This window comes from Saccharibacillus sp. WB 17 (assembly GCF_008634075.2).
Lineage (GTDB): Bacteria > Bacillota > Bacilli > Paenibacillales > Paenibacillaceae > Saccharibacillus > Saccharibacillus brassicae.
On the sequence record NZ_VPFK02000047.1, the window covers coordinates 96,513 to 117,623 of the forward strand.

The window sequence follows — 21,111 nt, forward strand, 5'->3', positions numbered from 1 at the left end:
TTTGACCTATTATATAGGAAAAAAGACCGATTAGAAGATCTCTTCTCCCGGTCTTTTTCATTCTTGTCAGCTTTGTGCCAAAATGTCCAGCAGCGTTCCAGGAATGCGGAACTGCTGCCCGTTGATATGGATCGTCTTCAACAGCTCGTGTTCCTCGGCGTCGTGCGCATCCTTGATCGCCTGGACTTCATGCTGCAGTCGCTCCATTTGCAGATCAAGCGAACTTGCGGAGTCGGCGGCCGCTTTCAATTCGCCCAGCAGTTCTCCCGGCACGTCCTGATTGTATTTGTAAAAAATTTTATGTTCCAGGCTGGCCCAGAAATCCATCGCGATCGTGCGGATCTGAAGTTCCACGCACACATGCTCTGTCCGGTCAGACAAAAACACCGGTACTTCGACCAACAGATGCAGACTGCGGTAGCCGTTCGATTTGGGGTTGGCGATATAATCTTTGATGTCCAGCACTTTGAGGTCGTTCTGCTGCTGAAGCATCTCTCTCACTTTATAAATGTCGGAGATAAACGAACACGTAATGCGCAGGCCGGCAATATCGCGGATATGCGTCTTGATCGACTCCAGCGAAATATCGTAGTTTTTGCGGATCAGCTTGTTGACGATGCTCTCCGGCGATTTGAGGCGCGATTTCGTATGTTCAATCGGACTGTAGTCGTGCAGCGTCTGAAATTCCTGCTTCAGGATGTCGATTTTGGTCTCCATCTCGTCGAGAGCAAATTTGTACGTCATCATGAAGCGGGTCACTTCGTCGCGAAACGACTTGAGCTGTTCCATCGGGATTAACTCTTTTTTCAGGTCCAAAGCGTTGTTTTCCATCGATTTCTGTTTCGTTCCTCTCTGCGCGAGGCGTCGGAACTCGGCGTCCGGCTGCCTGTAAAATATTCGTATGCCTTGAATATCGGTCACTTTAAGTATAGAGGTTACCCCTTTCTTTTACAAATAGCCGCCGTCCGGAAAAAAGAATGCGCAAAAAGGTCCGAACCCCGCCCGCGCGGCGATTCGGACCTTACGATCAAGCGGGAATCAAGCCGGCCGGCTTACTCCGCTTTGACGAGAATCTTGACCTGGTTTTTCTCTTTGAGCAGCGTCTCGAACCCTTCGCCCAGCACGTCGTCCAGCCCGATCCGCTTCGTCACGAGCCGGTCGGCCGGGAAATAACCCTGCTCCATCAGGCTGATGACCGCCGGGAACACGTCGCGGTAGCCGATAATCCCTTTCACCGTGCGTTCCTTCATAACGATGCGGTTCGGCAGGATCGGCGCTTCGGTCTCGAAAATGCTGACGATCATCAACTCGCCGCCGATATTCGTCGATTCGAGCGCCTGCGTCAGCACCGGCGGAACGCCGGTCACTTCGTAGGCGACGTCCACGCCGCCGTCCGTGCGGGCATGCAGCTCGGCCACGACGTCGGTTTCCTTGGGATCGAGCACGATCGCGCCGAGTTCGGCCGCTTTGGCTTTGCGCTCGGGCGACAGCTCGATCGCGTAGATCTCGGCGGCGCCCGACGCTTTGAGCGCTTCGATCACGAGCAGGCCGATCGGGCCGGCGCCGAAGACGGCGGCTTTGTCGCCGACTTTGAGCTTGCTCTGGCGAACGGCGTGCAGCGCGACGGCGGACGGTTCGACCAGCGCGCCCTGCTCGTAGGACAGGCTGTCCGGAATTTTGTGCACCATGTATTGCTCGGCCGCGACGTATTCGGAAAATCCGCCTCCGCCTCCAGCCAGCCCTAGAAAGCCCATGTTTTCACACAAATTGTATTTGCCTTTGCGGCATGCTTCGCACTTGCCGCAAGCGTAGATCGGCTCCACGACGACGCGGTCGCCGACCTGGACGCGTGTCACGCCTTCGCCGATCTCCACGACGCGGCCCGAAAATTCGTGGCCCATGACGACCGGAGCCGATTCGCCCGTAATCGGATGCGGTTCGCCGGCCGGAATAAAGATCGGCCCCGCCGTATATTCGTGCAGGTCGCTGCCGCAAATGCCGCACCATTCCACTTTGATCTTCACTTTGCCGGGCTTCGCCGCCGGTTCCTCGATCTTCTCCAGACGCAGATCCTTCGGTCCATGCCATCTCAATGCTTTCATTACCGGTCATCTCCTTCGATAGTGTAGGTCTACTTCTGTTGATCTCCAATTACGTTTCTTTTCGGAAACGTTTCCGAAATTAAATATGTCACACTCCTGTCACATTGTCAAACGAAGTTCAGGCAAATGTCCTTGCGCGAAGACTTCTTTTTTCCGGATAAAAGGTCAAATCTAAAAGTTTTAAAGCTTCTACGGCGTAATTTGCGACTTGTCCGCGGCATGGATGATATAATAAAGAGACTGTGTACGATACCGTATAAAAACCGGAAACGATTCCAATCCTATAAATAAGCGAGGTTATGTACGTGAGCACCAAAAAAGTTACGATCGAAGACGTCGCCCGGCAGGCGAACGTCGGCATTGCCACCGTCTCCCGGGCGATCAACAATGCGGAAGGCATCAGCGCGAAGACGCGCCTGCGCGTGCTGGAGACGATCGAGGAACTCGGCTTCGTCCCGAACACGTCGGCGCAAAGCCTCAAAGTGCGGCTGACCAACCAGATCGCGCTGGCCGTCCCCGATATTCGCAACGCGATCATTCCCGATATTGCCTGGGCTGTCGAGCAGGCGGCGAAGGCGCACGGCTACCGCGTCGTCCAGATCAACACGGCCGGCAACGCCCGGGCGGAGCTCGAAGTCGTGCGCGACCTCAAAAAGCTGCACGTGGACGGGCTGATCATCATGCCGCTCGCTTATCCCAAAACGCTGCCGGAGCTGATCAACAAAGCCGGCGTGCCGATCTCCGTCATCAATTACGGCAAGCAGCTGGACGATTCGCTGCAGGCGGACGTCGTCTGCCTCTCGATGCTGGAAGGCCGGCTCGTCATGGATCATCTGGCGCAGATCGGCCGTACGAGAATCGCTTATGCCGGCACGCAAAAAGACGTCATCGAAGACCGTTATCTGGCTTACGAACGGTCGCTCGACCGCGTCGACGCTTCGCTCGTCTATTTCGGCGACGATTTCTCGCTGCAGACGGGTATCCGCGCCGCGGACTATTTCCACGGACTGGTCCATATGCCCGACGCCGTCTACGCGGTCAACGATATGGTCGCGATCGGGCTCGTGAACCGGTTCAAGGAACTCGGCGTGCGCGTACCCGAAGACGTGGCCGTCGTCGGCATCGACAACAACCAGTGGACGACGATCAGCAGCCCGCAGATCAGTTCCGTCTCGATCATGGGCACCGAAGTGGCGCGTCTGGCCGCGGAACTGCTGCTCAAGCGTATCCGGGAACAGAGCCGGGACGATTACGAAAAAGTGCAGTTCGAACCGCGCCTCATCGTGCGGGAATCGAGCGTCTCGCCCAAGCGTTCGACGCTGCGCGGCAGCTGAACGCACCCCAAAAAGCATCGGATCGCGGCGGAAGTTCCGGCTGCGACACGATGCTTTTTTTGAATAAGACGCTTTTTGGAATACGGAAAATCAAGGAATCACGGACGATCCCGCAAAAAGGCGCGAAACCCGTCCAACGCTTCGAATTTCAAAATATCTACGCCTTGTTCCCGCAGATAACGCTCCAACGCGATACCGAGCCGGTGCGCCGCCGATTGCAGCGGGATCAGGCTGGCCGGATCAAGCAGCGAAGTCAACTGCGGCAGCTTCGCCCGTTCGGCCAGGCTCCGCCCTTCGCGCATGGCGTCGGCTCCGGATTTGCGGATGCCAGTCTCGCAGAATACGAGAAAAGCGTGCAAGTCGGCATCCGCCTGGGCAGCCGCGAAAAAAGCGACTTCGTAGTCTTTGCGTTCGCAGGCTAACTGCACCTGATTCAGCTGCCCCTGGAACGCTTCGAAAAATCCGCGGCCGCGCCGGATCTGATCCGGCGTGCCGGACTGCGTCTCGCTGCGCCGCTGCGCGATCAGCGCCCGAAGCGAATCGGCCAGATGCCCGCACGCCGCCACAATGTCGGGAATGTCGGCGCTGCGCAGCAGCGTGTGCACCGTCGTTTCCAGATCCGCGGGCCGGATCGGCAGAGCGTAGAGCTGCGGCAGGCTGCGGCCCCAGCTTTTGCGCAGATACGTCCGGTTCAGCAGCGCCACGACTTCGAAAGCCGCGGTCATGAGTTCATACGCCTGCAGCCGATACTCGGACAGCGGGCGGCCTGTTCCTCCGCGGCGAAGATCGTACAGAATCGGATACACGGCCTGCAGCTTCGATTCGGCAAGGGCGATAAACGACTCTTCCCCTTCGAACGAACGCAGATCTTTGATGCGCAGCTTCAGGTCGTTGAACCGGTCCAGATCTTCGTCCCCGCGCATATAGAGCAGCTTGCAGTCGGCGAGAATGCCGGCCTGCCCGTCTTCGAGCTTCGACATCCGCTCCGCCCGTTCCCAGCTGAGCGGCCAGAAGTCGAAGCCGATGCCGTTCACGATAAACGACAGCGCGGCCGCTTCCCCTTGCGGATTCGCCGGAATAAAGAAAAAGTCGAGATCGGACCGCTCCGTCGCCGTCCCGTCGAGATAAGAGCCGTAATACGCCGCGATCGCGATGTCGTCGGCATAATCCCGACGGATACGGTCGATCAGCGCCGAAGAAACGTCGAATACGTTGAACTTGTCCATACCTGAGATTCCCCCATTATCCGCCCGCTCCGGAAAAAGCGGACTTTTATTGTTCATCCTAGCATTTCGGGGAACGCAGAAGCAAAATTCGTGCCGAAACGCAAAAAGGATGCCGGGTTTTCCGACATCCTTGCTGCGACAGGTCTGTTCAAGCCGGTGCCAAGTGTTGAACCTTTTACCGGCATTTACGGATGACAAGACGTGTCGTGAAAAAAATTACGAAGCTTTTTTCTGCTGCTGCTTGAGGGTATCCACTTTGACGCGCAGGACGGACGTATCTTTTTCGCCGGCCGCGTTTTTCAGCACGGCTTTGTAAGCGTAGACGCCCGGTTCTTTGCCTGTCACGTTCGTCACGGCGCGTTGTGCGCCCGGCGTTGCCGCAGTCAGGCTCTGCTTGTCGATCAGCTTGCCGTTCTCGTACAGTTCGTACTCCGAAGCATTCGTTCCCCACCACAGGTTCATCGTGACCGTGTAGCTGCCGTCGCCGTCCCAGTTGTCGCTCGACAGAACCGCTTCGCCCGGCGAAGCGTCCGTGACTTTGACTTTCAACTGTTCGCTTTTGCTCGTACCGAAGCGGTTGGTCAGTTCGATCACGTAGTTGTACGTGCCGTTCGTTTTGCCCGTGACCGGAACGCTCAACTGCTGGGCGTTCGGGGAAGCGTCCTTCAGTTTGCCTTCCGAGATCACTTTGCCTTCTTCGTACAGCTTGTACGAAGTGGCGTTGTTGCCCCACCACAGGTTCATGGTCACGTTGTAGCTTCCGTCTCTCAATCCGTTGTCCTGGCCGTTATCGTCCGCCAGAACCGGCTTGGCCGGAGCGGCCGTTGCCGGACCGTCGGTCGGCTGTTCGACCGGAGGCTCTTCCACCGGCGGTTCTTCGACCGGAGGTTCAACCACAACAGCTGCTTTGACGATGTCCGAAGCGCCGCGCGGCTTGAGTTGGAACACGCCGCGGAAGATCGCGGACACGCCCGTCACGTCCAGCTTGTCGCCTTCGGCGAAAGCGAATTGATCCTGCGTCAGGCCGGTACGGCCGTCGACGCGAACGCGCGTCGTGCCGTTGTCCGACACGGCGTCGAATTCAAACGTGCCGGCCGGAGTGGCCGCCGCGAGATTCGATACCGTCACGTTTTTCAGTTGGATCAGTTGGCCCTGATTGGCATCCGTCGCGGCGGCAGCCACGACAGGAGCCGGTACGTCGGCCGTTCCGATCTTCTCGATCGCGACCGGAGTCACCAGTTCAAGCTCCGTGTTGTACAGCGCGAGCGGCGCCGTTACGCGGATCTTGTCACCCTGGCGAAAGCCGCCCTCGCTCTGGTAGACGTAGATGCCGCCTGTTGCGTCCTGCAGGTAGAACGCCTGGCCGCCGAAAGCGCCCGGCTCCGTCGTCGCGACGCCTTCAAGCGTCACGACCGTGCCTTCGGGCTGCGTGCGGGCCGAAGCGATCGTGCTCAGCTCGGGAATCTGGCTGCCCGGCTCTTCGTCTTCGATCGCCGGAAGAGGCTGCGCCGGCACGTTCGCAAGCGTCACGCTTTTCGTGATCAGGTTCGTGCCGTTCTGGCGCAGACGCAGGCTGGCCGCACCGGATGTGCCCGGCTTGATGCGGATGCCGAGATCGCGGTAAGCGTTACCCTTGGCATCGGCCGTTACGCTGAACGACTGGCTGTAGCCGTACGAAGCCGGCCATGTGCCGTCCGGATTCTGGATCATCGCGACCTGCGTGCCGCCGGTCGTGTAGATGCCGGCGCTGTAGCCGGACACCGTCGCGTTAGGCGCCAGGTTGCCGATTTGTACGCGAATCTGGAATTCCTGCGCGTTCGGCAGCTGATCCTGGTGGATCAGGCTGTATTCCGGCTGGGTAACCGTGACGGACGAGCCGTACGAACCCGGCTTGAACGTCGTAGGGTCCCACCATTTGTAGCCGGCTGCCGGAGCGGACCAAGGTTCCGCCTGCGGCTCGGTCGAAGCGGCCGGCGCTTCGAACGGCAGCAGCGGCGTCGGCTGGTCGAGCGTCAAGCCGTCGACCTGACTCAGGCTCGTGTAGCTCTCCTGGTTCGCCAACCAGTTGACCGTGTTCAGCAGCAGCTTCGCGTCGTCGACTTCTTTGAAGCCGTCGTACGTCGTTTTTTTGCTGCCCGTTTCTTCGCGCAGGTATTTCGGCGTCACGTCTTCGACCGGCGAAGAATCGCCGATGAATGCCGCTTTGCCGAGTCCCACTTTGGATACGGCCACGTAAGGGCCTTCTTCGATGCCGCCGCCGTTATAGACGCCCTGATCCACGGCGTTGCCCCACGCCGCGTTCGTTTTCGGCAGGTAGACGATGCCTTTGGCTTTGGTCGGGTCCATGATCGCAAGCGTCGAGCCTGCATGCATGGCGACGCCGTTTACGCCTTCCGTAATGCCGAACGCCTGGTTCGCGGCTACGATGTTGTTCGCCGTGATATCGCCCAGCGCGTTATAGCGGAACCGCACGCCGAAGTTTTCGCCGAGCCAGTCCGAGCTTTCGACCCCTTGCATCGCCGCGGAATTTTTCTCTTCCGCGCTCATGCCTTTGGCCGGATCTTCCCAGGCGCCGCGGCGGTAGCCGTTGATCGACTCCGAACCGTCCCAGCGGTTTTTGTTGCGGTCGGCGTTGTAATGGTCGCCGACGAAGAAAATGCTGCCGCCCTGCTGTACGTATTGCAGCATGGCCGCTTGTTCGCTTGTTTTGAACGGAATATTCGGTTCCGATACTACGAACACGTCATAATCCGCCAGATCGGCGTATGTAATCGGCGTCGTCTTGCGCAGTTCCTTGACATCGTAACCCTGGCCCGCGATTCCGTTGCCGAAATCGGAGAAGCCGCCGTCGATGACCCAATCCGCCGCGCCGGCCGTTTGGCCGTGCGTGTTGTCGAACAGAACTTTTTTGCCTGCGTTCTGGTTAACGACTTTTGCCGCGATGAAAGGTGCCGGATCGTTCGCCGTCTCGGCCGACGCCGGAACGGGAGTCAGCACACCGGTCTGAATAGATGCCACTACGGACAGTGCAAGTGCTGCCTTGATTCCTTTAGACTTCAAAAACGAAAACTTTCCCACTTAACCGCCTCCTGTTGGATCTGTTTTGAGAACATTTTTCGTAACTATCTGATTTTGGTATCAGACCGCTCGATTTCCATTCTAGCATGGGATTCCGCAGGAAAGTTCATCGTTTCGTAAAATTTGTGAGAAAAATTGTAAAAACTTCGTAAAACCGAACAATACCGCTTTTTTTGAGCGAAAGTTAGACAATAACCAATTCCGGTTCCGGCACGAATCCGAACTCGGCTTCCACTTTTTCCTGCACCAGCTTCACCAGATCCGTTATGTCTTCCGCCGTCGCCCCGCCGCGGTTCTGGATAATGTTGCCGTGATGGTCGGAGATCATCGCGCCGCCCCGCACCGTTCCGCGCAGCCCGATCCGGTCGACCAGCTTGCCCATCGGCTCGCCGATCGTATAGTTGTTTTTGAACACGGAGCCGCATGACGGGTAATCGAAATGCTTTTTGCCGCCGCGGTCGGTGATGACGTCCAGCAGTTCCTGACGCAGTTCGTATCCGGCCCGCGCCGCCGCGTTCAGCTCGTTCGTGTAATGGCGGAAATAATTCGGCAGCACCGACGTCGACAAATTTTTGGACTTGATCTTGGCGAACAGCTCGTCCGTCTGCTCCGGCGTCAGTTGGGGATCGACCGGCAGCTTGAGATCCGCGCCGACGACGATCCACGGCTTGCGCATAAACACCGACTTTTTGTAGCCGTATTCGCAGCCGGAGAGCGGCACGGAAATCAGGCCCCGTTCCGGGTGTTCCTTGTCGATCACGTACGCCGTCTCCAGCACGTCGCTGATCTGGTGGCTGAAATATTTCGCGTTCATGTAGACGCCCGCTCCGAGCGTGCCCGGCAGCAGGAACATGAAGTCGAACGAAGGAATGCCCGTGTACAGCCCGAACAGCGCCAGCAGCGTCATCGGCGTGCCCGCGGAGACGAACAGCCGGCCCGGCAGCAGCTTGAATTCGATATGTTCCTTGAGCGAAAAGAACAGCATGTCGTCGGACGGACGGTCCGGAAACAGCGTGTTGGAGCCCATGCCGAACAGAAACGGATCGAGTCCTTTGGACGTGGCGCCTTCGAGCATGGTCGACACTTCCTCGATCGTGTGCGGCAGCGCCAGATGGCGGGCTTCCCCGCCGATTTCGTAGGTCGAATGGACGGACAGGCTCGTGCCTGTACGGCACAGGCGTTCAAACGTTTGGTTTTGCGAAGTCATATTGCGTAACTCTCCTCTTGGCGTTCTTCGGATTGGAAGCTGTGATGGATGTTCTTATTATAAAATTCCCGCGGCGAATCTTGGGGAATCGATTGACGAATGACGATAAAACGTCTAAAATTTTAAGTTGCACGCAAGCATCCTACAGGAAGCGGCGGCAAAAATCAATGAAATCCCAGGTGATCATAAATGGAAAACCCAACTTACCGCATTTTGCTTTTCTATAAATTCGTTCAAATCGACCAACCGGAAGAGTTTGCGGCCGCGCATCTGCAATACTGCAAAGACCTCGGCGTCAAAGGACGGATCCTTATCGCCGGCGAAGGCATCAACGGCACGCTGTCCGGCACGCACGAGCAGACCGAGCAGTATATGCAGGACCTGCTGGCCGACGCCCGCTTCGAAGGTACCGTGTTCAAGATCGACGAATCGGAAAATCATGCGTTCAAAAAATTGTTCGTCCGCTACAAAGAAGAACTCGTCACGTTCCGCTACGACAAAGAGCTTGACCCGAACGTAACGTCCGGCAAGCGCCTGTCCCCGAAACAATTTCACGAACAGCTTCAGCGCGACGACGTGATCGTGCTCGACGGCCGGACCGACTACGAATACGATCTGGGCCATTTCCGCAACGCGATTCGCCCGAACATCGATTCGTTCCGCGAGTTCCCGGAATGGATTCGCGAAAACATGGCCGAGCACAAAGACAAAACGATTCTGACCTACTGCACGGGCGGGATCCGCTGCGAAAAGTTGACCGGCTTCATGCTCGAAGAAGGCTTTGCGGACGTCGCGCAGCTCGAAGGCGGCATCGTCTCCTACGGCAAGGACGAAGAAGTCCGGGGCGATCTGTTCGACGGCAAATGCTACGTGTTCGACGAGCGCATCTCGGTCCCGATCAACCAGGTGGACCCGAGCATCGTCGGCAGATGTTACCACTGCGACGAGCCGACCGACGTGTACGTCAACTGCCCGGTCTGCAACCTCCAGCATCTGGTGTGCGAATCGTGCGCCGACGAACACAGCCATTACTGCTCGGACGAGTGCAAAGAGTCCGTAGCGGCGGTGTAAAAAGTTTCTCGGGTGCGAGTTGTATACGTTGGAGGCGCTGCGGGGCGGGGGAGCTGTCGATCGCTCTCCGCTGCGCCGCTCCTTATCGCAATAAACGTAAAAAGCGCAGGCTGCGGCCAACGCTCAGAAAAAAGGCTCTATCCGAGAAGCAAGACGCTCGGGCAGAGCTTTTTTTATTTCCTAAGACCTGTTCTTCCGCGGTGCAGGGACGCTGCGTGACGAAACGTTCGTCAATCGCGCGGATAGTTCACGGCCATGATGTCCATGAAAGGGACTTTGCGGGTCTCTTCGCCTTGCTCGACGTGCACTCTTCCGGTTCTCGGGTCCATCTTGACGATCAAACCCCGAACCGCTTCCGTTACTCCCCAGACCGTCAATTCCACAACGGATTTCTCCTGGTAGGCCTCAGTCAGTTGATTCCCTATTTCTTCCAGAACAAACTCGTCGCGGGTCGGCCGCTTTGCTACTTTTCCTTTTGCCAAACCGCTTCCTCCTTGCCTTGCGCGTGATTTGTTAATTATACCATCTTTATTTGTCAAAATCGCGTCAAAAAGCGAAATTGATTGAACAATTTACGTACATATGTTCTTAATCGGAATTCGGGCGGGAAAAATGAACCTTTGCGGGCGAAAACAAAAAGCCCCGACGCGATCGGGCAGACGGACGCGCATCTGCGGAAGCGATCGAATCGGGGAGAAGTTCGTGTGTGTAAAAGAGCAGGAGACGGATTAGAGCGCGGCCTGGCCTGCCGGAATGGCGATATCGGCCAAAATCTCGTACGAATGCAGCCGTTCGGCGTGATCGTAGATGCCGCTCGTCACGATCAGCTCATCGGCCTGCGTGCGCTCCATGAGCTGGTGCAGGCGGCGTTCGACCGTCTCGCGGTCGCCGACGATCGAAGATTCCATCCGCTTGCGCACGGCGGACAGCTCAAGCGGATCGAGCTGCGCGGACAGGTCGGCCGGCGGCTGGATTTTGCCCGGGCGGCCGCGGGTCAGCGCGATGACCTGCTGCTGCATCGTCGTCGACAGGAATTCGGCTCTCTCCTGCGTATCCGCGGCGATGACCGATACGCCCAGCATGACGTACGGCTTATCCAGCGTCTTGGAAGGACGGAACGTGCTGCGGTACGCTTCGATCGCCCGGTCGAGGTAGTCCGGCGAGAAATGCCCGGCGAACGCGAACGGAAGGCCCTGATAAGCGGCCAGGCGCGCGCTGAAATCGCTGGAGCCGAGCAGCCAGATCGGAATGTCCAGCCCTTCGCCCGGCACGGCGCGGATCGGCGCATGGTACGACGTCTTCGAAGCGTCGAAAAAGCTGCGCAGTTCTTCCAGCAGGTCCGGGAAATCTTCCCCGCTGTTGAGGTCGCGCCGCAGCGCGAGCGAAGTGCGGCGGTCGCTGCCCGGCGCGCGGCCGAGACCGAGGTCGATCCGGCCCGGATACATCGATTCCAGCGTGCCGAACTGTTCGGCGATGACGAGCGGCGCATGGTTCGGCAGCATGATGCCGCCCGCGCCGAGCCGGATCGTCGACGTGCCGGCGGCCAGATAGCCGATTACGACCGACGTGGCGGAGCTTGCGACGCCCGGCATATTATGATGTTCCGCGACCCAGTAGCGGTGATAGCCCCATTTCTCGGCGTGCTGCGCCAGATTCAGGCTGTCGCGGAACGCGTCGGCCGCCGTCTGCCCTTCGAGAATCTGGGACAGATCGAGCACGGAGATCGGGATCTCCCCGATCTGCCGGACTTTGCGGTCTTCTGCTCCGCGAACAGGTTCTTGCGATTGACTCATATCGATCTCTCCTTATGGGTGTAGTTTGACTGGGTGTAGGTTGACGTCGGAGGGCGGAGCGCAGTCTTAACGCCGCGCTTCCGCGCCGCCGTCGGAGCTTTGCTTTTTGTACAGGCGATCGAGCTTCGGTTCAAGCAGCCAACCGAGGCGCGCGCGCACGAAGTCGGAAGACAGCGCCGCCGCCAGCAGAACGCCGAGCGGAATGAGCAGCAGCATCCACGACGCTTCGCCGTACGTCTCGTAGAAGCCGGAAGCGATCAGTCCTTTGACGAGAAAACCGTGCAGCAGGTACGCGTACAGCGTGTTGCGGCCGAGTGCGGACAGCACCGGAACGTTCCGGCCCGTCATGAGAATCATCACCGCTCCGCCGATCAGCACCGCCGCCGCGTAAGCGCCGACCCGGTAAAGGCCCGCGCTCCATTCGGGATGATCCAGCGCCCGGTACGGCAGGCTGCCGTAGAACCATTCGGCGCGGAAGTCCTGTCCATAGTTTACCATAACGAAAGCCGACGCACCGAGCACGACCGCCGAGATCCCTTTGAGGAGAGGCGTGCGCAGACGGTCGATATGCGTTTTATCCAGATAATAGCCGGCCAGGAAAAACGGGAAAAAGACGATCGTGCGCGAAATGCTCGCATAATACTGCGCGTCCGCCGCGTAACCGGCCAGAATCGCGATCGCAAGCGAAATCGGCAGCGCCCAGCGGATTTTGACCGCGTAAGGCAGCAGCATTTTCCAGATGATCATGCTGAAGATGAACCACATGAGCCAATACGGAGTAAAATACGAGAACCGCAGCGTCGGCGAACCCATGACGAAATAATCGAACAGCGAATACAGACTTTCGAAAATCAGGTACGGCACGATGAGCGAACCGACCACTTTGATCCGGTAATCGCCGCTCGTGATCTTTTTGCAGAAAAAGCCCGAGATCAGCACGAACAGCGGAATATGGAACGAATAGATGAGCAGGTACAGCGGGCGGAAACGGTCGCTGCCGCTGAGCGGTTCAATCAGATGGCCGACCGCGACCAGCGCGATCAGCAGAACTTTCAGGTTGTCAAAATAAGCGTCGCGTCGAGCCATGGTGCCCCTCCTTCATCAAGCATGCGAAGTGTTCGGCCGACGGTGGACCGGCTTTCGTTGCTTGGGGTCCTTATACCCGCCGTTTTCGGTCATGAACCGTTTGTGGGTGCAAACGCGCGGCTTCGGCTCGCTGCTCCTACCCTTGCTTCGACGGATGCAATCGCGATCGGCGGCTTTTTCGCGGGAGCAGATCGCTTTTTTTGAAAAAAGCAAAACCTTTTGCCGTTCCCGGCTGTCCAATCGGTGAACGCTATCCCAACAAGGAGTGAATGCCTTTGAATTCCCCTGCCACACGGGCCGCTTTCGACGAACGCGTTCGGCGGGCGGCCGAAGGCGACGCCTCGGCGTTCGCCGAGCTGATCGTCGCCGAACGTGCCCGAATGCTGCGGGTCGCCGGCTATTACGTGCGCGGCGCCGCCGATGCCGAAGACGCGGTGCAGGAAGCGATCTGCCGCGCTTTTACCGCGCTGCCCGCGCTGGAGCACCCGAACTATTTTCGCACATGGCTGATTCGTATCGTCATCAACGTCTCGCTGGGCCTGCTCAAAAGCAGCCGCCGAACGGTAGCGACGGGCGGTGCCGAAGCGAACACGCTGGCCGCCCCGCGCGAAGAGACCGACCGGCGGCTCGACCTGATGCAGGCGCTGTCGGTTCTGCCGCCCAAATATCGCACCGTCATCCGGTTGAAATACATGCACGATCTCAAATTGACGGATATCGCCGAACTGCTGGAACTGCCGCTCGGCACGGTGAAGACGTATCAACATAAAGGACTGACGCTGCTGCGCGAACAATACCGGAGCGAGATCGAAGATCGCCGGCGTGCCCGGGCACGGCTGGAAAACGATCGCGCCGCACGGGAGGAGACGGAAATGGAACTGGAATCGGAACTGGAATCGGAATTGTATGGTCTGCTGCATCAATGGAGAGAACGCGCCCAGGCTTTGACCCAGCGGCACTTCGCCGCTGCGGAAACCGAGCTGGCTCCGTTTATCGAAGACGCGTTCCCCCGCGACGGCGCCGCCAGCGAACTGCTGTTCATCCGGACGAAGCCCGGCACCGATACGGGTATCTCCGTGACGCTGACGCCGGACGGCGATCTGATCGATTACGCGGCCGATCCCCGGCTGTACGACGAAGCCAAGCGGCAGGCGCGCCTGAAACCGGACGAACTGCTGGAGATCGGTGAACGTTTCGTGCGGGATCATTATCCCGACGCGTTCGAGCGGTTCAACGGCCCGGAAATCGAAGACCGCGGCGACCGCCTCTTCTTCACGTTCAGCCAGCAGGCCGCCGGAATGCCTCTGCCCCGTTCGGGATTCTGGATCGACCTGCACCGCGCCGGATTCGTGACGGGATTCAAATATTTCGGCGCGAGAGCGGAGCCTGCTCTGTCGGATGGGCTGTTAACGCCCGAACAGGTGCTGGAGCAGATCGACCGGGAGCTGGAGCTGAACCTGCATTTCATGACGCTGCACGAAGAAGTGCATGTGCCGGGCGACAACCGGCTGCATCTGGTCTATATGCCGAATCCGTATCTGACCCATCGTTCCGCGCTGCTTCCGAGCTCACAGCCGGCGCGGCCTGGGGCAGGCGATTTGCCTGCCGCGGACATCCCTGACCCATGCGCGGGAAGCCGCGAACCGATCGCGGACTTTATGCGCCGCGGCGTTCGGACGGCGCTTCCCGATCCGGCAGACCTGCCGGAAACGTTGGGCATTCGGGAAGCCGACTACGAATTGTTGCGCGAACAAACGACCGGCCGCGAGAAAACGGTCGTGTACCGCCGCCGGGACGAAGGCAAGCCTGTGGGCGAACATGGCGGAACGGCCGAAAGCGTCAAACCGTATACGCTGGACGATTATATGCGCGAACGCCTGGAAGGAACGGTCAAACTCCGGTTCGATACGGTCAGCGGCCGGCTCCGCGGACTGATGAACCTGCACGAAGAAGTCGGCGAATTGGACCTAAGCGACGATGCCTGCCTTGAGCTTGCGCTGACGCTGCTGCATGCGGCCGATCCGCTGCTGTTTCCGTATTTGCGGCTGAATGCGTCCGATGAACCTGATGAACCTGATGGACCTGACGGATCTGATGAATCTGAAGCATCCGACGTCCCTGACGGAGCTGATGGACCTGACAAGTCTGAAGCGGCACCTCCGGCCCGGCGCCGAACGGCGGCTTTCATTTTCTCCGTGTGCAAAAACGGCGTACCGGGATTTTTCCATCAGGTGTCGATCAACGTGAATCGAACGACGGGGCGCGTCACCCTTTATATGGATGCCGATCTGGACACGGCCGAGCTGGAATCGCTGCCGCTCGTCCCTTCCTTGTCCGCGGACGAAGCCAAGCGCCGGCTGCTGGCCGCGCTCGAACCGCGCCTGACGTGGGCGACGGTCTACCCGGACGACGATTCCGGCGAAAAGCGCGACGAACTTCGTTACGCGCTCGTCGACCGGAAATCGGGCCGCGGCATTCGGTTGATCGACGCGCATACGGGCCAGATCGTGACGGACAAAAACTAACCGCTTCTATATGGACAGATAGACAGATGGAAACCAGACAGACGCGAGAGACAGACAGCCAAATGCAAGACGAGGTCAGCCAAACTTAAGATGTGGGCAGCCAAGTGCAAGATGCGGTCAGCCAAATGCAAGGCTCAGGCAGCCGCGCGGCGGCGCTCCGTTAAATTGCCTGGAAATTGCCTGGACCGGCTTCCCAGAGCGCCTGCCGATTCCGCGCGAACAGCCCGCCTTCTTCGCGAAGGCGGGCTGTTCCGGTGAAGCCGAGTTTTTTTCCTATCCTATCCTGTCTTATCCTATTCCGTTTCTATCCTATGCGTTCCTATCCTGTACCTTCCTATCCTATCCGTTCCGCGCCGTGCGTCCGGTCCGCGTCTCTATTCCGCCTGCACGCCGCGTCTGCGCAGCGTACCGAGAATTCGAAAGATTTGTCCGCGGTGATGGGCTTCGTGTTCAATCAGATGGTACACGATCCACTCCGGCGTCACGTCGTATTCGTCCGGCAGGCTGCGGAACGTCCGCCAGTCGCGCAGATCGACCGAACGGAACTTATGCAGAAAATCGCTTCGGACCGCGGCCAGCCGATTCAGGTGATGCTCCAGGCTTTCGCCCGCGGGCGAATGGATCTCTCCGAATTCGTTGCGCGCGCCCCGCGGAAACCAGACTTCCAGTTCCGGGTCCAGCCGATCCTGCTGCAGCAGGTCGAAATGCAGCCAGCTCGTCTCCACTTCCGCGATATGGTACAGCAGCGAACCGACCGTCGACGGATTGCCTTCCAGCTCCTCGTCGAGTTCTTCCTGCGTGGTGCCCTGCAATTTTTGCAGCAGCTCGCGGCGGACGTCTTCCATCATCCACAGCTGGCGCCCGATTTCTTCCGGATAGCCGGGCAGTGCGGAAATATGCAGCTTTTGCTGTTCCATGCTTGCCTTCCTCCCTGTCTAATCGAATAGGCCCATGCTCAAATAGCGCTCGCCGGTATCCGGCGCGATGCAGACGACTTTTTTGCCCGGACCGAGCCGCTTGGCGATCCGCATGGCCGCATGGACCGAAGCGCCCGACGACGGACCGAGCAGCATGCCTTCGAGCCGGGCCAGGTCGCGCATCGTGCCCAGCGCTTCGTCGTCCTGAATACGGATAATCTCGTCGTACACGCCGGTGTTCAAGATCGCAGGCACGAAGCCGGGACTCGTCCCGACCAGCTTGTGCGGACCCGGCACGCCGCCGGATAGAACAGGCGAGCCTTCCGGTTCGACCACCGCGATATGCAGGTCCGGCAGCGCGGCGCGCAGCGTCTCTCCCGTGCCGGTGATCGTCCCTCCCGTTCCCGCCGTCGCAACGAATGCGTCCAGAACTCCTTCGGTCTGCTCCAAAATCTCCAGCGCGGTCGTGCCCCGGTGTGCGTTCGGATTGGCCGGATTTTCGAACTGCTGCGGGATATAGCTGCCGGGAATCGAACGCTGCAGCTCAAGCGCTTTGGCGATCGCGCCGGGCATCCGCTCGGCGCTCGGTGTCAGCACCACTTCGGCGCCGTACGCTTTGAGCAGGTTGATCCGCTCGCGCGACATATTGTCCGGCATGATCAGGATCGCGCGGTAGCCGCGGGCCGCGGCGATCATCGCCAGACCGATGCCGGTATTGCCGCTCGTCGGTTCGATCAGCGTGCTGCCGGGGCCGAGCCGACCGGCTTGCTCCGCCGCTTCGATCAAGCCGCGCGCGGCGCGGTCTTTGACGCTGCCCGACGGATTGAAATATTCCAGCTTCACGTAAATGTCCGCCGCGTTCGCCGGAGCCGTCCGGCCGAGGCGCACCAGCGGCGTACGGCCGATCAGGTCGACGATGCTGTCGACCACGCGGGGATGTGCGCTGCCGGGTCCGAGCCGGCTTCGCCCCCCGCCAGGATGGACTTCAAAAGGATGGGTCATCGGGATGCTCCTTTCCGTTTGCTTTTCTTGTGCGTTCTTGCCATACCGCCAAACCCAGTATACCGCAAAACCCATCCTGCCCATACGCCAAAAGATCCGGACCGGGTCGAGCTCGTATCGAACCGCAGCGCGAAAACGCAAAAAAAGGAACGGCCGAAGCCGTTCCTCTACAATCTTCTTACGTCCTAACCGCCATATTTATAGCTGTATCCATAACTATAAATATAAGTGTAACGATAAATCTGGCCCGGCAAAATTCGCTGTCGCAGCCTGCACCAACACGAAACCGTGCAGCCGGCGGCAATAAGTGCGAATTTACAGTTATTTCGACGAAAAACACTCCTTTTCGCCAAATAACTGCGCCACAACACTTAATCCGCTTTTTTGACGGCTCAAAGAAAGATTTCGGCCAAAATAACTGTCGTAGCGCACTTATTCCCGCAGCATCCGATAACCCGGCAAAATAACTGTCGCAGCGCACTTATTTTCCATGGCAAACTACGCTGCGGCCGGGCTGTCATCGGCTTTTCGGCTTGTCCCAGGCTTATCCTAGCCTTGTCCTAGTCCTACTCCTCGGCTTGTCACCGAGTTGTTATCGCCTTATCGCGGACTTAATCCCCGCCTTATTGCTCCGAAGCCAAGCCGCGCAGCACGAATCCGTACGTGTACGTGCGGTCCGCAGGCAGCGTGAACTCTTCATGCGTGAGCGCCTGCCAGCTGTCGTCGCCGCCGACGCCCATCTGGCGATGGTTGACTCTCAGCACGGTGCGATCCGACTTCGGCAGCTTGTACCCGTGGTCGTGGGCTTCCAGCGTCTCCGGCGTATACGGCAGCGCGTTCAGTTCGACTTCCGGCGAACCTTCCACACGCAGGCCGATGCCGTTCGATCCGGTCAGCTCCGCCCAGCGCACGCCGGTCTTGTTGCCCGCTTCCTGCGGACGCAGGTACGGCGTGAGCTGCTGGGACACGAGTCCCGAGTAGAGGCCCAGACGCGCTCCGGCATGGCGATCCCAATAGTTCTCGTGCGGTCCGCGGCCGTACCATTTCAACTGTTCCAGCGTTCCGTCCAGTTCCAGCAGCACGCCGATTTCCGGAATTTCCGGCAGGCCCGCTCCCGGCTTCAGCGTCATCGACACGCCGATCTCGCCCGAAGGCTGAACGTTGTAGCTCAGTACCGCTTCCGAGACCGGCGACGTCGGCAGTTCCAGCACCGCTTCGACCGTCACGCCGCTGCCTTCGCCCGATACGTTCAGGCTGCGCAGGGTGCGATTCTGGCCCGCTTCGCGCCAGATGCCGCTGCGTTCGTCCAGCTTGTTGCCGCGGTCGTTGTCGGTCAGCGCGCGCCAGAAGTTCGGGCGCAGCGGAGACAGCAGCAGTTCCTGTCCGCCGATCCGCAGCGAAGACAGATCGCCGCTCTGCTTGTCGAACACGACCGAGAATCCGTCGCCGGATACGGTCAGCTTCGCGCCGTCTTCGTCCGATTGCAGCGGCGTTCCCGCGAACGTGCCCGCAGCTTCTACGGACGGCGCTTCTGCGCCAGCCTGCGCCGGAAGCACGAATTGTCCGAAAGCGACTTCATGCCCTTTGTCCGCCCAGAACCGGTCTTCCTGTTCGACGAACGTCAGCGTCAGCGTGTATTCGCCCTGCTGCGTCGGCAGCGTGAACGGCACTTCGATCTCCGTGGATTCGCCCGCCGCGAGCTGCAGCGGCAGCGTGCCGCGTTCGACGACTTCGCCGCCGCGCGCCGTTTCCCAGGCGAGCTTGTAACGGTTCAGGTCGGTGAACAGGAAATCGTTCGTGATACGAACTTTGCCCTGCGCCAGATCGGCCGCTTCGAAGCGTACGTTCTGGTAGCAGCCTTTGATCTCGTCCAATTTGGGCGATACGGTCCGATCCGCGAAGATCAGGCCGTCGCCGCAGAACGTGCCGTCGTGCGGCGATTCGCCGAAGTCTCCGCCGTAGGCGAGGTATTCGACGCCGTCGGCCGTGCGGGTACGGATAGCCTGGTCGATCCAGTCCCAGATAAATCCGCCCTGCAGCACCGGATATTTGTACGTCAGGTCCGTATATTTGAACAGGTTTCCGCAGGAATTGCCCATCGCGTGGCTGTATTCGCACAGGATGAACGGCTTTTTCGGATCTTCCTGGGCGTATTTCTCCACGTTTTGCGGCGTCGTGTACATATGGCTTTCGATATCGGTCGCTTCTTCCCATTTGCGCGCATGGAACGTGCCTTCATAATGCACCAGGCGGGTCTTGTCGACCGCGCGGAAGAAATTCGCCATATGCACGAAGTTGTCGCCGCCCCACGATTCGTTGCCGAGCGACCAGATGATGATCGACGCGTGATTTTTGTCCCGCTGATACATCGAGTTGGCCCGGTCGAGCACGTTGGCGCGCCAGTGCGGCTTGCTGCCCGGTACCGTATGCTCGGCTTCATCGAGCTGGCCGTATTCCCAGCTGCCGTGCGTCTCCAGATTCGTCTCGTCGATCACGTACAGGCCGTGTTCGTCGCACAGTTCGTACCAGCGCGTCTGGTTCGGATAATGGGACGTGCGGACCGCGTTGATATTGTAGGCTTTCATCAGCTTGATGTCGGCGACCATCTCTTCTTCCGTGACCGCGCGGCCTTTATCGGCGCTGAACTCGTGGCGGTTGACGCCTTTGAACACGATGCGTTTGCCGTTGATCTTCATCACGCCGTCGTGGATCGCAAAATGGCGGAATCCGACGCGCAGCGTAACGGCTTCGACTTCGCCCTGTTCGTCGGACAACGACAGCACGAGCGTGTACAGGTTCGGCGCTTCGGCGGACCACTGCGCAGGCTTCGTGACCGCGGCCGACAAGTCGGCGGCGTACAGCGTGTCCTTCAGAATCTCGACTTCACTCGTCATGCGCGCCGTCACTTCGCGTCCCGACGCGTCGAGCAGACGCGCTTCGAGGCGGTAGACGCCCGCTTTTTTGCCGAGCGGATTGCCGATCTGAACACCCACTTTCAGATGTCCGTGCTCGAAGTTCTCGTCCAATTCCGCCGTCGTCAGCACGTCCGCGATTTGGACTTTCGGCTTGCTGTACAGGAACACGTCGCGGAAAATACCGCTCATGCGCCAGAAATCCTGGTCTTCCAGCCAGCTTGCGTCGCACCAGTGGTACACCTGCACAGCCAGTTTGTTTTCGCCTTTTTGCAAATAGGGAGTGAGCAGGAAGTCGGCCGGCGTGAACGTGTCTTCGCTGTAACCGACCAGATCGCCGTTGACCCAGACGTAGAAGCAGGCCTCTACGCCCTGGAAGCTGATGTAGACCGGATCTTCTTCCCAGTTCTCCGGCACGGTAAACGTGCGGACGTAGGAACCGACAGGATTGAACTCGGTCGGTGCGAACGGAGGCTGGATCTTCTCGCGCTCTTCCCACGGGTAGCGGACGTTCGTGTAATGCGGATAATCGTACCCGTGCAGCTGCCAATGGGCAGGCACCGGAATATCGTTCCAGTCCGACGTATCGTAACCGGTTTCATAAAAAGTCTGCGGCCGGTCGGCCGGTTTGTCCACATGATGGAACTTCCACGTTCCGTTCAGCGATTGCACGCGGCTGGAACCGCTTACGGCATTCAGCGCTTCTTCGGCCGATGCGTACGGAGTCAGGCTCGCGTGAGCGTCCAGACGATTCAGTTGGAAAATTTCAGGATTGTTATTCCATTCCGGATACCCGTTTTCGGGAGCGGTATATTTATACTTTTTAAACATATTCTCTTCACCTCGCCTGCATAATGA

At 59.0% G+C, this 21,111-nt stretch carries 14 protein-coding genes; 3 read left to right on the forward strand and 11 right to left on the reverse strand.

What is annotated here, in order from left to right; genetic code table 11:
- Nucleotides 1-66: 66 nt before the first annotated feature.
- Nucleotides 67-831: a GTP pyrophosphokinase gene (locus FTE24_RS22350; RefSeq protein ID WP_150228677.1), complete on the reverse strand. Its 765-nt coding sequence runs from the start codon at nucleotides 829-831 to the stop codon at nucleotides 67-69.
- A gap of 221 nt (nucleotides 832-1,052) precedes the next feature.
- Nucleotides 1,053-2,102, reverse strand: coding sequence for a 2,3-butanediol dehydrogenase (locus FTE24_RS22355; protein ID WP_150228675.1), 1,050 nt, complete (start codon nucleotides 2,100-2,102; stop codon nucleotides 1,053-1,055).
- A 305-nt stretch (nucleotides 2,103-2,407) separates the two neighbouring features.
- Between FTE24_RS22355 and FTE24_RS22360 the strand changes: the two genes are divergently transcribed.
- A complete protein-coding gene (locus FTE24_RS22360) occupies nucleotides 2,408-3,436 on the forward strand; it encodes a LacI family DNA-binding transcriptional regulator (RefSeq protein ID WP_337190082.1) in 1,029 nt (342 codons plus the stop codon).
- 98 nt (nucleotides 3,437-3,534) lie between these two features.
- Here FTE24_RS22360 and FTE24_RS22365 read toward each other — a convergent pair whose 3' ends face one another.
- The 3 genes from FTE24_RS22365 to FTE24_RS22375 all read right to left on the reverse strand — a co-directional run bounded on the left by FTE24_RS22365 (nucleotide 3,535) and on the right by FTE24_RS22375 (nucleotide 8,947).
- Nucleotides 3,535-4,662, reverse strand: a complete 1,128-nt coding sequence (locus tag FTE24_RS22365) for a hypothetical protein (RefSeq protein ID WP_150228671.1) — start codon at nucleotides 4,660-4,662, stop codon at nucleotides 3,535-3,537.
- 216 nt (nucleotides 4,663-4,878) lie between these two features.
- Entirely contained in the window at nucleotides 4,879-7,740 is a 2,862-nt protein-coding gene (locus FTE24_RS22370; protein WP_150228669.1) for a chitinase N-terminal domain-containing protein, read from the reverse strand.
- Between the two features lie 184 nt (nucleotides 7,741-7,924).
- On the reverse strand, nucleotides 7,925-8,947 hold the full coding sequence (locus tag FTE24_RS22375) for a UDP-N-acetylmuramate dehydrogenase (RefSeq protein WP_150228667.1): 1,023 nt from the start codon (nucleotides 8,945-8,947) through the stop codon (nucleotides 7,925-7,927).
- 189 nt (nucleotides 8,948-9,136) lie between these two features.
- Here FTE24_RS22375 and trhO point away from each other — a divergent pair, with 189 nt between their 5' ends.
- Nucleotides 9,137-10,018 carry an oxygen-dependent tRNA uridine(34) hydroxylase TrhO gene (gene trhO / locus FTE24_RS22380; RefSeq protein WP_141449596.1) on the forward strand — a complete coding sequence of 294 codons (882 nt, stop codon included), beginning with the start codon at nucleotides 9,137-9,139 and terminating at the stop codon, nucleotides 10,016-10,018.
- A 230-nt stretch (nucleotides 10,019-10,248) separates the two neighbouring features.
- Here trhO and FTE24_RS22385 read toward each other — a convergent pair whose 3' ends face one another.
- The 3 genes from FTE24_RS22385 to FTE24_RS22395 all read right to left on the reverse strand — a co-directional run bounded on the left by FTE24_RS22385 (nucleotide 10,249) and on the right by FTE24_RS22395 (nucleotide 12,897).
- Nucleotides 10,249-10,500 carry a YolD-like family protein gene (locus FTE24_RS22385; RefSeq protein WP_141449595.1) on the reverse strand — a complete coding sequence of 84 codons (252 nt, stop codon included), beginning with the start codon at nucleotides 10,498-10,500 and terminating at the stop codon, nucleotides 10,249-10,251.
- A 246-nt stretch (nucleotides 10,501-10,746) separates the two neighbouring features.
- Nucleotides 10,747-11,811 (reverse strand): LLM class flavin-dependent oxidoreductase, encoded by a 1,065-nt coding sequence (locus tag FTE24_RS22390; protein ID WP_150228665.1) that lies wholly within the window; start codon nucleotides 11,809-11,811, stop codon nucleotides 10,747-10,749.
- 66 nt (nucleotides 11,812-11,877) lie between these two features.
- Nucleotides 11,878-12,897, reverse strand: coding sequence for an acyltransferase family protein (locus tag FTE24_RS22395; protein WP_150228663.1), 1,020 nt, complete (start codon nucleotides 12,895-12,897; stop codon nucleotides 11,878-11,880).
- Nucleotides 12,898-13,172: 275 nt separating this feature from the next.
- On the opposite strand from FTE24_RS22395, the gene FTE24_RS22400 reads away from it, so the two are divergent.
- On the forward strand, nucleotides 13,173-15,422 hold the full coding sequence (locus FTE24_RS22400) for a sigma-70 family RNA polymerase sigma factor (RefSeq protein WP_160441867.1): 2,250 nt from the start codon (nucleotides 13,173-13,175) through the stop codon (nucleotides 15,420-15,422).
- 374 nt (nucleotides 15,423-15,796) lie between these two features.
- Here the strand turns inward: FTE24_RS22400 and FTE24_RS22405 are convergent, their stop codons facing one another.
- From FTE24_RS22405 to FTE24_RS22415, 3 genes are all read right to left on the reverse strand, one after another.
- Complete coding sequence (locus tag FTE24_RS22405) at nucleotides 15,797-16,339, reverse strand: DinB family protein (RefSeq protein ID WP_150228659.1); 543 nt, start codon at nucleotides 16,337-16,339, stop codon at nucleotides 15,797-15,799.
- Between the two features lie 18 nt (nucleotides 16,340-16,357).
- Entirely contained in the window at nucleotides 16,358-17,341 is a 984-nt protein-coding gene (gene cysK / locus FTE24_RS22410) for a cysteine synthase A (protein ID WP_150228657.1), read from the reverse strand.
- 623 nt (nucleotides 17,342-17,964) lie between these two features.
- Nucleotides 17,965-21,084 carry a glycoside hydrolase family 2 TIM barrel-domain containing protein gene (locus FTE24_RS22415; RefSeq protein WP_150228655.1) on the reverse strand — a complete coding sequence of 1,040 codons (3,120 nt, stop codon included), beginning with the start codon at nucleotides 21,082-21,084 and terminating at the stop codon, nucleotides 17,965-17,967.
- Nucleotides 21,085-21,111 lie beyond the last annotated feature (27 nt).

What these genes read in the sequence shown, in the direction of transcription:
- FTE24_RS22415 (WP_150228655.1), bottom strand. Translation starts at nt 21,084, where the DNA reads ATGTTTAAAAAGTATAAATATACCGCTCCCGAAAACGGGTATCCGGAA.
- FTE24_RS22365 (WP_150228671.1), bottom strand. Translation starts at nt 4,662, where the DNA reads ATGGACAAGTTCAACGTATTCGACGTTTCTTCGGCGCTGATCGACCGT.
- cysK (WP_150228657.1), bottom strand. Translation starts at nt 17,341, where the DNA reads ATGACCCATCCTTTTGAAGTCCATCCTGGCGGGGGGCGAAGCCGGCTC.
- FTE24_RS22395 (WP_150228663.1), bottom strand. Translation starts at nt 12,897, where the DNA reads ATGGCTCGACGCGACGCTTATTTTGACAACCTGAAAGTTCTGCTGATC.
- FTE24_RS22375 (WP_150228667.1), bottom strand. Translation starts at nt 8,947, where the DNA reads ATGACTTCGCAAAACCAAACGTTTGAACGCCTGTGCCGTACAGGCACG.
- FTE24_RS22390 (WP_150228665.1), bottom strand. Translation starts at nt 11,811, where the DNA reads ATGAGTCAATCGCAAGAACCTGTTCGCGGAGCAGAAGACCGCAAAGTC.
- FTE24_RS22405 (WP_150228659.1), bottom strand. Translation starts at nt 16,339, where the DNA reads ATGGAACAGCAAAAGCTGCATATTTCCGCACTGCCCGGCTATCCGGAA.
- FTE24_RS22355 (WP_150228675.1), bottom strand. Translation starts at nt 2,102, where the DNA reads ATGAAAGCATTGAGATGGCATGGACCGAAGGATCTGCGTCTGGAGAAG.
- FTE24_RS22350 (WP_150228677.1), bottom strand. Translation starts at nt 831, where the DNA reads ATGGAAAACAACGCTTTGGACCTGAAAAAAGAGTTAATCCCGATGGAA.
- trhO (WP_141449596.1), top strand. Translation starts at nt 9,137, where the DNA reads ATGGAAAACCCAACTTACCGCATTTTGCTTTTCTATAAATTCGTTCAA.